This is a genomic window from Chryseobacterium mulctrae, assembly GCF_006175945.1.
In the GTDB taxonomy this organism is placed as follows: Bacteria; Bacteroidota; Bacteroidia; order Flavobacteriales; family Weeksellaceae; genus Chryseobacterium; species Chryseobacterium mulctrae.
In genome coordinates this window covers 380829-395622 of record NZ_VAJL01000001.1, presented here as the reverse complement: position 1 = coordinate 395622, position 14794 = coordinate 380829, and the positions used below count along the sequence as shown (strand labels likewise).

The 14794-nt window shown below is 35.4% G+C and carries 9 protein-coding genes; 8 read left to right on the top strand and 1 reads right to left on the bottom strand.

The annotated features are described in order from the left end of the window. Positions 1-1254 (top strand): efflux RND transporter periplasmic adaptor subunit, encoded by a 1254-nt coding sequence (locus FDY99_RS01650; protein WP_139418817.1) that lies wholly within the window; start codon positions 1-3, stop codon positions 1252-1254. Positions 1255-1333: 79 nt separating this feature from the next. On the opposite strand, the gene FDY99_RS01645 is transcribed toward FDY99_RS01650, so the two are convergent. Next, positions 1334-1960, bottom strand: coding sequence for a chloramphenicol acetyltransferase (locus FDY99_RS01645; protein ID WP_139418816.1), 627 nt, complete (start codon positions 1958-1960; stop codon positions 1334-1336). 132 nt (positions 1961-2092) lie between these two features. On the opposite strand from FDY99_RS01645, the gene FDY99_RS01640 reads away from it, so the two are divergent. From FDY99_RS01640 to FDY99_RS01610, 7 genes are all read left to right on the top strand, one after another. After that, on the top strand, positions 2093-2659 hold the full coding sequence (locus FDY99_RS01640) for a Crp/Fnr family transcriptional regulator (RefSeq protein ID WP_139418815.1): 567 nt from the start codon (positions 2093-2095) through the stop codon (positions 2657-2659). Positions 2660-3095: 436 nt separating this feature from the next. After that, the gene (locus tag FDY99_RS01635; RefSeq protein WP_139418814.1) at positions 3096-4472 is read left to right on the top strand and encodes a rhamnogalacturonidase; all 1377 of its coding nucleotides are present in this window, start codon (positions 3096-3098) and stop codon (positions 4470-4472) included. Further along, complete coding sequence (locus FDY99_RS01630) at positions 4469-7324, top strand: glycoside hydrolase family 2 protein (protein ID WP_139418813.1); 2856 nt, start codon at positions 4469-4471, stop codon at positions 7322-7324. The genes FDY99_RS01635 and FDY99_RS01630 overlap by 4 nt, the downstream gene beginning before the upstream one ends. 2 nt (positions 7325-7326) lie before the next feature. Further along, positions 7327-8649 carry a rhamnogalacturonan acetylesterase gene (locus tag FDY99_RS01625; RefSeq protein ID WP_139418812.1) on the top strand — a complete coding sequence of 441 codons (1323 nt, stop codon included), beginning with the start codon at positions 7327-7329 and terminating at the stop codon, positions 8647-8649. A gap of 363 nt (positions 8650-9012) precedes the next feature. Continuing rightward, complete coding sequence (locus FDY99_RS01620; RefSeq protein ID WP_139418811.1) at positions 9013-11787, top strand: glycosyl hydrolase; 2775 nt, start codon at positions 9013-9015, stop codon at positions 11785-11787. 9 nt (positions 11788-11796) lie between these two features. Beyond that, on the top strand, positions 11797-12600 hold the full coding sequence (locus tag FDY99_RS01615; protein WP_139418810.1) for a DUF4350 domain-containing protein: 804 nt from the start codon (positions 11797-11799) through the stop codon (positions 12598-12600). Between the two features lie 313 nt (positions 12601-12913). Continuing rightward, positions 12914-14794, top strand: coding sequence for a rhamnogalacturonan lyase (locus FDY99_RS01610; protein WP_139418809.1), 1881 nt, complete (start codon positions 12914-12916; stop codon positions 14792-14794).

Here is a 14794-nt window from a genome sequence, read left to right as displayed (position 1 = left end):
ATGAAACGAAATATCATCTATATCATCCTTACTTTTATTTTCCTCGTAAGCTGCGGAAAAAAAGAAACAACTGCAGAACCTGAAGGAGAAATTAAGACGGAACAAACCGAAGAACACGGCGAAGAAGCTCCTCAAACGATTGCAAGTCTTACCGATGAGCAAATAAAAAGCGTGGGTGTTACTTTAGGGAAAATTGAATTAAAAGAATTGACTTCCAAGATTAAAGCAAATGGAACATTACGGGTTCCAAACAATAATAAGGCGACCATCACTTCGATGTATGGCGGAATTATAAAGACTTTGAATGTTCAGATTGGGGATTTTGTAAAAAAAGGGCAGGTCATCGCATCGATAAGTAATCCTGAATATATCCAGCTGCAAGAACAGTATCTCACGGTAAAAAGCAGAATTGCGTTTGCTGAACAGGAATACAGAAGACAAAAAGAACTGTTTGATAATGATGCCGGTGCAAAGAAAAACCTGCAAAGTTCTGATGCTGAGCTGAAAACTTTAAGAACTCAAAAATCATCTTTACAAAGACAGCTTCAGATTATGGGAATCAACCCTGCAAATGTGAATAATGGTAATTTACGTTCAGGTTTGGTCATCACATCACCAATTAGCGGAACGGTGAGTAATATTTCTGCGCAGATAGGAAGTTACGTTGATATCTCATCACCTGTTGCTGATGTGATTGATAATGGTTCTCTGCATCTCGATTTACAGGTTTTTGAAAAAGATTTACCAAAAATGAAAGTCGGGCAAATTGTTCATTTCAAACTGACTAATAATCCGGAAACAGAGTACGATGCAAAAATATTCAGCATCGGTTCATCTTTTGAAAACGAAAGCAAAACCATTTCTGTACACTGTTCTGTCACAGGAAACAAAGCCGGATTAATCGACGGAATGAATATCACCGGAATTGTAAGTCTTGATAAAAGTACGACACCGGCAGTTCCTAATGAAGCCATTGTAGAAGCAGACAGCAAATATTATATTTTTATTAAAACAAATAAAAAACCTGAAGAACACGCTGAAGAAAAAGGTGAACACGCACACGAAAAGAAAGCAAACCAAAAAGAATCTAAAACAGTCAATTTCGAAAAAATAGAAGTTGTAAAAGGTTCTTCCGATATGGGATATACGGCAATTACTACCGTTAACGAAATTCCTGCAGATGCATCTGTGGTTACAAAAGGTGCCTTTTTTGTGAATGCTAAATTATCAAATTCTGGCGATCACGGACATTGATTTTTGTTCAAAAATTTAATTTAAATAAAACACCGTCTGCAAATTCCACAGACGGTGTTTTTAATTATGATTCTTGAACCTATATTTCATTCATCAATTCCTGAAATTTTTCAGCAAATGATCCGATATGAAAACCATCCATCAATCCGTGATGGGCATGAATAGAGACAGACATCAATTTTTTACCATTATTTTCGGTTACTTTACCAAATGAGATTTTTGGACAACTGTCGGGAAATGTAAAACTTCTTGCATGGGAAAGTGAAGTGAAATCAAACCACGGCACCGCAGAAAAATGAATGATATTTTCTCCCGAACCTGCAGGAATCAAGCCTTTAGATTGCTGTACTCTTGCAATTTCTTCTTTTGCATTTTGGTTAAATAATTCTTCATTTTTATCATAATCCATATAAGAAAAACCAAAGGTTTCATCGGGTCTGTTGATGGTTGCAGAAGCATTGATCTGATCAAACAGATACACTTCTTTATCAATAATTCTATAACGGAAGTTTTCTATTGCATTTGCTGCTTTTAAAGACCTGTACAGATAATAAAGAAAAAAAGAGTTTCCTTTTGCCTTCGCTTGTTGATACGCTAAAGTACAGTCAATCGTAATGGTTACTCCAAAAAAAGGTTCTTCAAATTTTGAAAAAAATAAAAAATGTTCCTTTCTTTTCCAGTCCTCTTGCTTAATAAGCTGTTTCATATTTTATTAAATTTTATATTAAAAATTGATGAGAATCACTAATTTTATTTCTCAGCAGTATTGTGTATTTTTCTGCCGCAAATTTCAACCTATATAAAAAATCCCGAAAGGACATTTGTCCCGAATAAACATATGTTACGCACAAACCAGACTTTTTTAGATTTTATTACAAAACTTTACGAGAAACAGGAGCGAAAAGAAGATGTGATCTTGAAACAGTTTGCAAAAGGAGAAAGACTTTTGATGCAGAATGACAAATCATCCAAAGTGATGCTGATGAAAGAGGGGATCGTAAAATGCTATTTCAGTGAAGAAAACGATAAAGAATTTATTCTTGAGTTTTTAGGAAAAGGCGAAATTCTTGGTGAGATAGAATGTATTAGAAATATTCCCTGTTTATGCAATATCGAGGCAATGACCGATGTTTCGGTGTATGCGTTGTCGGTTCCTTATTTTCGCGAACTTTTAAAAAATAATTTAGAACTCAATGCTTTGCTTGTCGATGCTTTTGCAGAACGCATTGTGAATACTTCAAAGCGGGCTTCTTTTCAGCAATTATATACAGTTGAACACAGTTTGCGGAAACTTTTTGAGCTTCAGTCAAAACAGGATATTCAGCTTTCCAAAGAAGATTTAGCAGCATATTTAGGGATTTCTGTTAGAAGTTTAAATAGAAGTTTGAAAAATTTAGCTGATTGATGTAAATTTTTTTACTTTCAAAATTGCTTAAACTTTTTAAAATCTGCGTGATTAGCTTAATCAGCGAGAAAATTATTTTTTTAAATCATAATATTGGTTTCCTGTATATCAAATTTCTTTCAAATTCTCCACATGAAAGAGCAGGATGCTGTAAAGTCTCGGAATGTATATTTTTATGAAAATGAAATGAAAGAATAATTTTCTTTCTAATTATTTGTAATATGTCATTATTCAAATGCCTTTGTACTCTTTGCTGAGTGAAACGCCTTTGCGAACTTTAAAAGCAGTTAGTTGTAAAAAAATCTTTGCGAACTTTGCGTTAAATAAAGTATTGGGATAATCTACAGATAATCAATTTGAAAATTATTTTACTGATTTTTGTGTTTTTTAAACAGCTATTCACAAGAATCAAATCATACAGCAATATAAATACATTATGAAATTTCCAAATACATCCAAATTGATTGGGTCTCTCTTGATTCTCGCTTTATGCTCAACCGGACTAAAAAGTCAGGACAAATTCCCCGACGGAACTGTAATTCCGAAATGGTTTAAAGAAAACAAGTCTACTGACATCAATAAATTAGGAAAGAAATACATCATCACAGATTTTGGAGTGAAGAATGACAGTACAATTCTTCAGACAAAACAGGTTCAAAATATTATCGATGAAGCTTCAAAAAACGGAGGAGTAATTATCATACCGAAAGGAACATTTCTCATCAGTTCACTTTTCTTTAAACAAGGAACGCATTTACATTTGGAAAACGGAGCAAAATTAAAAGGAAGCGATGATATCAATGATTTTCCGGTGGTGACAACGAGAATGGAAGGGCAAACTGTAAAATATTTTCCAGCTTTAATCAACGCAGACGGATTGGATGGTTTTACCATTTCAGGAAAAGGAACTTTGGATGGAAACGGACTTCGATACTGGAAATCATTCTGGAAAAGACGCGAATGGAATCCTAAATGCACCAATATGGATGAAATGAGACCAAGAATTATCTACGTTTCCAATTCAAAAAATGTTCAGGTTGAAGGAATTACCATTAAAAACTCACCATTTTGGAGCACCCATTATTATAAATCACATTTTGTTAAATTATTAAATCTAACAATTCTTGCTCCGAAAGAACCTGTAAAAGCACCCAGTACAGATGCGGTTGATATTGATGCGTGCACGAATTTCTTGATTAAAAATTGCTATATGTCAGTCAACGATGATGCGATTGCATTAAAAGGAGGAAAAGGTCCGAAAGCCGATAAAGACCCTAATAATGGAGAAAACAGAAATATTCTTATTGAAGACAATACTTTTGGCTTCTGTCATTCTGTTTTGACTTGCGGAAGCGAATCGATTCACAATTACAACGTGATTCTTCGTAATTCTAAAGTGAAAAATGCTTCAAGGTTATTACACTTAAAAATGCGTCCCGACACGCCTCAACATTACGAATATCTGACGGTTGACAACATTAAAGGAAATGTAAAAACCTTTATTTATGTAAAAGGCTGGAACCAGTTTTTTGATTTGAAAGGCGAAGAAAGACCGAGAAAAGGATTGGCTAATAATATTACCATCAAAAACATCGATTTAAGTTGCGAAACAGCATTCTCAATTGAAAAATCAGATTTGTTTGATTTGAAAGATTTTACTTTTGAAAATTTCAAAATCAAAGCCTTAAAACCTGAAATGCAAAACCTGAATAATATTCAAAACTTAAAACAAAAAAATATTAAGGTGGAGCAAGTTGCTTCTCTTACGCAATCTTACGATAAAAAAGACGATTCCGATATTGCTGCAAAATGAGTTGTTTTTCCAAAATATTCGTTCTTTTATGTTTATGCTCTCAATTATTGCATTCTCAATCTAAGGAAATTCAATTCCTGAGCGGGAAAGATTCTGAGCATACCAAAGAATGGGATTTTTGGATAAACGGTGGACGAAAATCAGGAAGCTGGGATAAAATTCAGGTTCCTTCTCAATGGGAACAGCAAGGTTTTGGTTCATACAATTACGGACGAGATTATGTAACCTACGGCAAAAATTTTAAATTCAATGATGAAATAGGTTTGTACAAACACCAATTTTCGATTCCAAATTCCTGGAAAGGAAAAACCATCAACATTGTTTTCGAAGGCTCAATGACCGATACCGAAGTGAAGATCAACGGGAAATCAGCCGGAGCTATTCATCAAGGCGCATTTTATGAATTTAAATATGATATTTCCGATAAATTAAATTTCGGCAAAGAAAATATTTTGGAAGTCAAAGTTTCCAAAATGTCCGCTGATAAATCGGTCAACAACGCGGAACGTCTTGCTGATTATTGGGTTTTAGGCGGGATTTTCAGACCTGTTTATTTAGAAGCCACTTCAAAAGAACATATTTCCTGGACAGCGATTGATGCAAAAGCAGACGGAACTTTTCGTTCAAATATTCATTTAAAAGGAATCAATTCTGCGAACAATTTACAAGTTAAATTATTTGATGTTAAAAATAATTTGGTTGCAGAATCTCAGGTTCAAATAAAAAAAGGAGACACTTTAAAACAAATTCAATTTTCCATTAAAAATCCAAAATTGTGGACGGCTGAAACACCGAATTTATACAAAGCAAAATTCACTTTAAATAAAAACAGAAAAACAATCTTTCAGTCCGAAGAAAAATTCGGTTTCAGAACCATAGAAGTCCGAAAAGGCGACGGAATTTTTATCAACGGAACGAAGATTAAAATGAAAGGCATCAACCGTCACGTTTGGTGGCCTGAAACGGGTAGAGCAGTCAATGAAAATATCGATTTAATGGATGTTCAGCTCATCAAAGAAATGAATATGAATGCCGTTCGTTGCGCTCATTATCCGCCGAACAAATCGTTTTTAAAAATTTGCGATTCTCTCGGTCTATATGTTTTGGATGAATTAGCAGGTTGGCAAAAAAAATACAGCACAGAAGTTGGAAAAAAGCTGGTGAAAGAAATGGTTATAAGAGACGCAAACCATCCTTCCATTATTTTCTGGAGCAACGGAAATGAAGGTGGACATAATTTTGATTTGGATACCGAATTTGCAAAATATGACTTGTCAAACCGTCCTGTAATTCACGCGCATCACAAACCTGGAAACGCTTTCAACGGAATCGACTGCAACCATTACGAAGATTATTACAGCACACAAAAAATTCTTGAAGGTGAAAATATTTATATGCCGACTGAGTTTTTGCACGCTCAAGACGACGGCGGTGGCGGAACTTCTTTAGCCGATTATTGGGAACTTCACTGGAATTCAAAAAAAGGAGCGGGTGGTTTTCTTTGGGCTTTTGCGGATGAAGGTTTGGTACGAACCGATTTTAACAATCAGATTGATGTGAACGCCATCAACGCTCCCGACGGAGTTGTGGGACCTCATCGTGAAAAAGAGGGAAGTTTTTATGCGATTCGAGAAATTTACAGTCCGGTGAAAATTGATTTGAAAACACTTCCGAATGATTTTAATGGAATTATTCCTATCGAAAACCGTTACCATTTTACGAATTTAAATGAATGTCAGTTTGAGTGGAAATTAGTTAAGTTTAAAACACCATTTTCTTTAGAATCAGGATTTGATTTGGTTAAAATTGGAAAAGCAGAATCTCCGAATATTAAACCAACAGCAAAAGGAAATATTAAACTAAATCTTCCTCAAAACTGGAAAGAAAGTGAAGGTTTATTATTAACTGCAATAGACAAATTTGGAAAAGAAATTTATACCTGGACTTGGAAAATTACCTCTAATGATGAAATTTCAAAACAGCTTTCAAAATTTTTAATCAAAGAATTTCCTGTTTCGATTATAGAAAATGATTCATTATTTATTTTAAAATCAGACGAAAAGGAATTTGCCATCGGAAAAAAAGATGGACTTTTAAAATCAGTAATTGTGGATAAAAAAGGCAAAAAAATGACCTTTAAAAATGGTCCTTTTTTCGTCAATGAAACAATGGAATTATCATCCATGAAATCTTTTGCAGAAGGACAAAATCAACTGATTGAAGTCAATTATAAAAACGGGAATAAAATCATTTGGAAACTGAATCATAACAGAATTTTAGAATTAAACTATGAATATTCTTTGTCTGGAGATTATCAATTTGCAGGGATAAGTTTTGACTATCCTGAAAATTATGTAATCAATGCAAAATGGCTCGGAAAAGGACCTTATCACGTTTGGAAAAACAGAACTCAGGGACAAACTTTTAATGTTTGGCAAAACTTAAAAAACTCAACAAGAACCGGACAATCTCCGTGGATTTATCCTGAATTCAAAGGATATTTTGATGAGGTTTCTTGGTTGCAATTAGATACAGCAGAAGGAAAAATAACAATCGGAACAAAAGAAGAAAAAATGTTCGTCAGACTTTTTGATTTTTATGGAATTTACGGAGCGGAAGATTATCCGAAACTGCCAAGCGGAAATATCTCATTTTTAGATGCAATCCCTCCTTTAGGAACTGTTTTGGCGTTTAATATTAACGATAAAACCGAAACTTTAGGGCCTGAAAGTGAATTGAATCACTTGAATGGAAAGTTTAAAAGAACATTGTATTTCTATTTTGGATTACCTGATTTGGGCGATGAAAATAAGCAGTTTACAATGCCAAAAGAAAATATTTTAACGGATTAATAATGAAAAACGGTTTCTCTTTTTTAATAGTATTTATCTGTTCATTATATTTTGGGCAGCAAACCACTTTCAAATTTGATTTTGGCGGAAACAGAGTGGAAAAAGGTTTCATTCCAATTAATCCAACTTCAAAATTTGACAAGAAAATAGGTTATGGTTTTATGGATATTTCCGGTTTAAAATCTGTTGACAACGGCGGAAATACTTTGACGGGAGATTTTATCACGAGCGACAAACCTTTCTATTTTTCTGTGGCAATTCCTGAAGGAAATTATGATATCAAACTAAATCTTGGCGATACTAGAGGAAGTTCTGAAACCACAGTCCGTATAGAAAACCGCCGATTGATGTTGAATGATGTGAGAACAAAACAAGGCGAAGTTGTAGAAAAACAAATTACAGTTCACGTAAAAGATAGCATCATACGAAATCAAAATGGAACTCAAATCGGAATTGTAAAATTAAAACCGAGAGAAAGAAAATATCTGCATTGGGACAATCTGTTGACGATTGAATTTAATGATAAAGCACCGAAAGTTTGCTCAGTTATCATTCAACCCAACAAAACGGCGAAAACTATTTATTTAACTGGCGATTCAACGGTTGTGGATGCGCAGTACGAACCTTGGGCGTCGTGGGGACAGATGTTGCCGTATTTTTTTGTTCCAAATGAAGTCGTGATTGCCAATTATGCTGAAAGCGGTGAGACTTTAAAAGCCTTTGAAGACCGCCATCGAATCAATAAAATCTGGAATAAAATAAAGAAAGGCGATTATCTTTTCATCCAGTTTGGGCACAACGACCAAAAAGCGGGCAACAGCACGAAATCCGGTTACAGAAAACGACTGAATGAATGGATTTTGAAGGCCAAAGAATTGGGCGCAATTCCGGTTTTGGTGACTTCAATGAACCGCAGAGCTTTTGACGAAAATAATAAAATTATTAATACACTGGATGATTTTCCGGAGGCGATGCGGGAAATTGCGAAGGAAGAAAAGATTGATTTAATTGATTTGAATGCATTAAGCAAAACCTTGTTCGAAGTGATGGGACCGGAAGAAGCAAAGAAAGCATTCGTGCATTATCCTGCAAATTCTTATCCTAACCAACCGACGGCTTTGGCTGATGATACACATTTTAACACGTATGGAGCTTACGAATTGGCAAAATGTGTTGTGAAATCTATCGTCGACCAAAATTTACCTTTAAAGAAATATATTTCAGAAAATTATAAAAGTTTTAACCCAAATAAACCCGATGATGTCGAAAAATTCCATTGGCCGGAATCTGTTTTTATGGAATCTTTAAAGCCTGATGGAAATTAAATAGTAAGTGTGATTCAAAAAAAGGAATTTGTTTGCCCCCGACTCTAAAGGAAGCAAAATTTCTTTAAAAGATGGATCAGATATGGGAGACAGTTCGGGGGAAATAATTTATATGAATGCGTAAAGTCCTGAAAGGACGTTGTCAAACAGCATTGGGTGAAGCCCAATGATAAGATGAATAAGAATGTGAGCAAGCCCTGAAAGGGCGACATCGTGATTCAGCCATAGAAGAAAATCTTTGATTTTCAAAACTAATGTGTTCTTCTAAAAAACCGAATCACTCACTTAAAATAACTAATGTGTCCAAAATCTTTTGTGACTTTTGTGGTTAATTTAAGTACGGCTAAATTAAAATGTTAAGTAATGAAAATTAAAAATATTGTCAGTATAAGTCTTCTCTGTTTTGCCATCGGAAATCTCTCCGCACAGAATCCGTGGCCAACAGTTACCGAGACCGCAAAACCTTGGACCCGTTGGTGGTGGATGGGAAGCGCTGTTGACGAAAATGGATTAGACAAACAACTGACCACTTTAAATAAAGCTGGTTTCGGAGGCGTTGAAATTGTTCCGATTTACGGTGCAAAAGGTTTCGAAAACACTTACATCAATTACCTTTCTCCGGAATGGATGAAAATGTTGCAATTCACGACCACCAAAGCAAAAAGCCTGAATATGGGCGTCGATATGTCGGTCGGAACAGGTTGGCCAATTGGCGGACCGCAAGTCAGTGAAAATGATGCGGCGACCAAAATGATTGTTCAGACTTACGAGATTCAACCGAATGAAAAATTCTCAGAAAAAATTGTTCTGAAAGACGAAAAGCAGAAGAATTTAAAAACCTTAAAATTAGATATTGTAACCGCTTATAATGAAAAAAATGAAGCTTTCGTTTTAACCGATAAAATCAATGCTGACGGAACTTTAAACTGGAAACCGACATCAGGAAAGTGGACAATCTACGCCGTTTTTATTGGTAAAACTTTACAGAAGGTAAAACGCGCCGCGCCGGGTGGCGAAGGGTATACATTAGACCATTTTTCGCCCAATGCGACAAAAGATTATCTTAAAACTTTCGATAAAGCTTTTGGAAATTCAAATTATGGAATTCGTTCTTTTTTCAACGACAGTTATGAAGTTTACAACGCCGACTGGACGCCTGATTTTAAATCGGAATTTCAAAAAAGACGGGGTTATGATTTAAGTCCGTACATCAAATATTTGGTGGGCAATGAGGAAAACGAAATCGCAGCAAGAATAAAATCTGATTACAGGGAAACTTTGAGCGACTTGATTTTAAATCGTTTCACCAAAGATTTTACAAATTGGGCACATTCCAAAAACTCCATAAATACCAATCAGGCACACGGTTCCCCAGGGAATCTGCTGGATTTATACGCAGCGGTCGATATTCCTGAATCTGAAACATTTGGAAGTACGCCGTTTGATATTTTAGGTTTGAAAAGAGACAGCGCGGACATTCAAAAATCGGATGTTCCCGATATTAATATGTTGAAGTTTTCTTCTTCGGCAGCCAATGTAATGGGCAAAAAACTGATTTCGAATGAGACTTTTACCTGGCTGACGGAGCATTTTAAAACCTCGTGGTCACAGGCAAAACCTGAAGTGGAGCAGGTTTTTTTATCAGGAATCAATCACGTTTTTTATCACGGAACAACTTACACGCCGGCAGATATAAAGTTTCCAGGATGGCTGTTTTATGCATCGACCAATTTTGTGCCTGAGAACAGTTTGTGGCCACAGTTGAGTGGACTCAATTCTTATGTTGCACGCACGCAAAGTGTGTTGCAAAGCGGAAAATCAGATAATGAACTGTTGATTTACTGGCCGGTTTACGACCAGTGGGCTAGTCCGAAAGGGAAAGATTTTGCTTTTAAAATTCACAATATTGAAAAGTGGTTACAACCCACTGAGTTTTATAAAAACCTTGATAAATTGGGCAAATCCGGCTATTCTCTAGATATGGTTTCCGACAAAATGATTAGTGAGGCGAAGCTGGATAACCAAAATATTCAGGTTTCAAAGGAAGGCGGTTCGTACAAAGTTTTAATCATTCCTCAATTGGATTATTTGCCAGAATCTACCTTAAAAAATATTTTAAATTTAGCTCAAAACGGTGCATCTATCATATTTCAGAATGAACCGAAAAATATTCCGGGATATTTTGAAGCAGAAAAAAGAAAAACTGAATTAAATTCTTTGTGGAAATCAATTCCTTTTCAGCAAAATGGAAATTTTAAATCAGCAACATTCGGAAAAGGAAAAATTATCTTGACTTCCTATGTGGAAAAAGGTTTAGAATTTTTAAAAATCGAAAGAGAAAAACTAACAGATACAGGATTGAAGTTCGTCAGAAGAAAGTTCGATGGTGGAAAATATTATTACATTGTCAATCACACATCAAAGGAAATCAATCAAGACATTTCACTGAATTTTGTTGGAAAACAAGTTGCTTTGATGAACCCTGAAAATGGTGATTTTGGAATCGCTGAAACTGAGAACAATTCGGTGAAAGTTCAGCTAAAATCAGGAGAATCTTTAATTATAAAAGCTTCAGAAATTCCGGATAATTCAATTTCAAAATGGAAATATACTGAGAAAACGGATGCGCCTATTGTTTTAAATCAAGCTTGGCAACTAAGTTTCAAAGAAGGTGGACCTGAACTTCCGAAGTCAAGATCAATTGAAAAACTTCAACCATGGACAAATTTTATAGAAGATGATCAAACGCAAAGCTTTTCGGGAACTGGAGTTTACACTACGACTTTCAATTTGAAGAAAAATAAAGCTGACGATTATCTTTTAAAGTTTGATAAACTCTACGAAAGTGCAACAGTGATTGTCAATGGAAACGATGCCGGAATTGTCTGGAGCAATCCTTTTGAAATCAACATTGGAAAATATCTGAAAAAAGGGAAAAATACCATTCAAATTGAAGTATCTAATCTGATGGCGAACCGAATTCGATTTATGGATCAAAATAAAATTCAATGGAGAAATTATCACGAAATTAATTTTGTGAATATTGATTATAAAGCTTTTGATGCATCGAATTGGAAAGTTCAGCCTTCCGGTTTGGATGGTGACATTCAATTAATTCCAATTCATTATTCAAAATAAAAATTAATTATGACTGAAAATATCATAAGATCATTCGTTGTAGGAACTTTGCTGACCGTCGGTTTTGCCAATGCTCAACAGAAACCGAAAGTTGTTTTAGATAACTTTTTCAACAATGAGAAAAGAGAAAACAAAGAAACAAAAGTCTTAGAGTCTTGGCATTACACGTGGAATAATACCACCAACGGAGGGTTTTCTCTGTTAGGAGAAATCTTCCAAAAACAAGGCGCAGAAATCAGCACTTTGACGACCGCTCCATCAAAAAATGACTTAAAAAATGCCAATGTCTACATCATCGTTGATGCGGATATAGACAAAGAAGCTTATGGTGGAAAAGCCAATCTAGTCGATGCCAAATCAATTAAAAACCTCGTGAAATGGGTTGAAAAAGGAGGTGTTCTGGTTTTATTGAGCAATGACAAAGGAAATTCCGAGTTTGAAAATTTCAATAAACTGGCTAATAAATTCGGAATTCATTTCAATGAAGACAGTTACAACCGAGTTCAGAAAAGAGAATTTGAGCAAGGAAAAGTGATGGTTCCGAAAGGAAACGAAATTTTCTCCGAACAGAAATTATATATGAAGGAAGTGGCGACAGTTTCCGTGAAAAGTCCGGCGAAAGAATTGCTGTCTGCAGAAGGCAAAAATATCGCAGCCATCGCAAAGATTGGCAAAGGAATCGTTTTCGCATTGGGCGACCCGTGGTGCTACAACGAATATATCGACGGCAAAAAACTACCCGCAGATTTCACGAATTATCAGGGGACTGAAGAATGGGTAAAGTGGTTACTAAAACAGGCTTCTACGAAATAATTGAATTTGCGCAATCGGTTGAACTAAGATCATTAAATTGATTTGGACAGCTTTTTCCGCCCTCCGTTCCCGCTTTTTTGCTCGTCGTACCTCCTCGCAAAAAGAGCTCCACTCAGGTCGGGCTGCGAGAGATTCAATGCAAAAATCCTTGTCAAGGTTCAAAACCTTGACAAGGATTGAGATCAAGAATGATTAAAATCAATAGAAACGGATATGTCATCCTGAGCTTGTCGAAGGAAGCCCGTTTAAAAAATGAAGTTTCAAATTCGGCTTTAGTCAAAATATAAAAATAATTAGATATTGATATAGAATTATGAAAATCAAATATATCTTCATTACATCCACCCTTTTTCTTTCGCAAACAATTTTTGCTCAAAGACAAATGGAATATCTGAAAAGAGGAATTGTTGCAATGCCTTCAGAATCTGGCGTTTTTGTAAGTTGGCGTTTGTTGGGAACAGAAGCTCAGAATACGCACTTTGATTTGTACCGAACGGAAAATAATTCAACCATAAAATTGAATTCAAAACCGTTGCTTAACGAAACCAATTTTTTAGATAAAACTGCAGACAAAGCAAAGAATTACACTTATTTTGTTAAATCTAATACCAAAAATCAGGAGGTTGATCAGGATTTTGCGAAATATTCAGCAAATCAAAAGCCTTATTTTTCAATTCCATTAAAAACTCCGGAAGGGTATACTCCGAATGATGCATCAGTTGCTGATTTGGATGGTGACGGAGAATATGAGATTATTCTTCATCAAACCGGAAGATCGAAAGATAACAGTCAGAAAGGGATGACTGATGAGCCAATTATTCAGGCTTATAAAATGAATGGAACATTTTTGTGGGAAATTAATTTAGGTAAAAATATCAGAGAAGGAGCGCATTACACACAGTTTTTAGTTTATGATTTAGACCAGGACGGAAAAGCGGAAGTAGTAATGAAAACCGCTGACGGAAGCAAAGACGGAAAAGGAAAATTCATTGGTGACCCAACCAAAAATTACGTCAACGAAAATGGAATGATTCTTTCCGGACCGGAGTATCTGACGGTTTTTAACGGAGAAACTGGCGAAGAAATTCATACGGTAAATTATGAAGTTCCAAGATTTGCAGGCAGTTTAAATCCAACCAATAAAGAAATGACTGAGACTTGGGGTGATGCAAAAGGGAATCGTATTGACCGATTTTTAGGAGCAGTCGCTTATCTCGACGGAAAAACGCCGAGTGTAATTATGTCGAGAGGCTATTATACAAGAACTGCAATTGCAGTTTGGGATTTTAAAGATAAAAAATTGAGCCTTCGCTGGCTTTTTGATACCGAAAGTTCGGAAGAAAATAAAAAATATCGTGGACAGGGAAATCATAATTTGAGCATTGCAGATGTAGATAATGACGGAAAAGATGAAATTATTTTTGGTGCAATGACGGTGGATGACAATGGAAAAGTTTTAAACAGCACAGGTTATGGTCACGGTGACGCTTTACACGTTGGAGATTTAGATCCATCAAATCCCGGACTGGAAATTTTTGATATTCAGGAAAGATTTGATGATGCAGGAGCCCATTTCAGAGACGGAAAAACAGGAAATGTTTTATGGAAATTACCTTCTACAGTTTATAGTAAAGCAGGTAAATTTCAGGGACCGGGAAGAGGTTTGTCTTTAAATATTGATCCTCGTTATGAAGGTTCAGAATCTTGGGCAGCCGGTGCCGGTTTGAAAGGCGTTTACAATACAAAAGGAAAAAAAAGCAGCGAAAAAAATCCTCCTGCCAATATGGGAATTTATTGGGACGGAGATTTTTTAAGCGAAATTTTAGATGGAACAGTTGTTTCAAAATGGGACTGGAAAAAAGAAAAATCGAATCTAATTTTTGACGCTAAAAATTTTCAGTGTGAATCGAATAACGGAACTAAAAAGAACCCTTCTTTAGTTGCCGATCTTTTTGGAGACTGGCGTGAAGAAGTAATGTACAGAACAGCTGATAACAAGGAATTGAGAATTTTTTCTACAACAATTCCTACCAAGCACAGATTATATACTTTGATGCATAACCCGCAATACCGATTAAGTATTGTTTGGCAAAATGTAGGCTACAATCAGCCACCGCATACCGATTATTATCTGGATGAATCGTTGAAAGAAATTCCAAAACCAAATATTTATACAATAATTCCAAAACAATAA

Coding starts and splice junctions, on each gene's coding strand:
- FDY99_RS01645 (WP_139418816.1), bottom strand. CDS start 1,960: ATGAAACAGCTTATTAAGCAAGAGGACTGGAAAAGAAAGGAACATTTT.
- FDY99_RS01625 (WP_139418812.1), top strand. CDS start 7,327: ATGAAAAACGGTTTCTCTTTTTTAATAGTATTTATCTGTTCATTATAT.
- FDY99_RS01615 (WP_139418810.1), top strand. CDS start 11,797: ATGACTGAAAATATCATAAGATCATTCGTTGTAGGAACTTTGCTGACC.
- FDY99_RS01630 (WP_139418813.1), top strand. CDS start 4,469: ATGAGTTGTTTTTCCAAAATATTCGTTCTTTTATGTTTATGCTCTCAA.
- FDY99_RS01650 (WP_139418817.1), top strand. CDS start 1: ATGAAACGAAATATCATCTATATCATCCTTACTTTTATTTTCCTCGTA.
- FDY99_RS01640 (WP_139418815.1), top strand. CDS start 2,093: ATGTTACGCACAAACCAGACTTTTTTAGATTTTATTACAAAACTTTAC.
- FDY99_RS01635 (WP_139418814.1), top strand. CDS start 3,096: ATGAAATTTCCAAATACATCCAAATTGATTGGGTCTCTCTTGATTCTC.
- FDY99_RS01620 (WP_139418811.1), top strand. CDS start 9,013: ATGAAAATTAAAAATATTGTCAGTATAAGTCTTCTCTGTTTTGCCATC.
- FDY99_RS01610 (WP_139418809.1), top strand. CDS start 12,914: ATGAAAATCAAATATATCTTCATTACATCCACCCTTTTTCTTTCGCAA.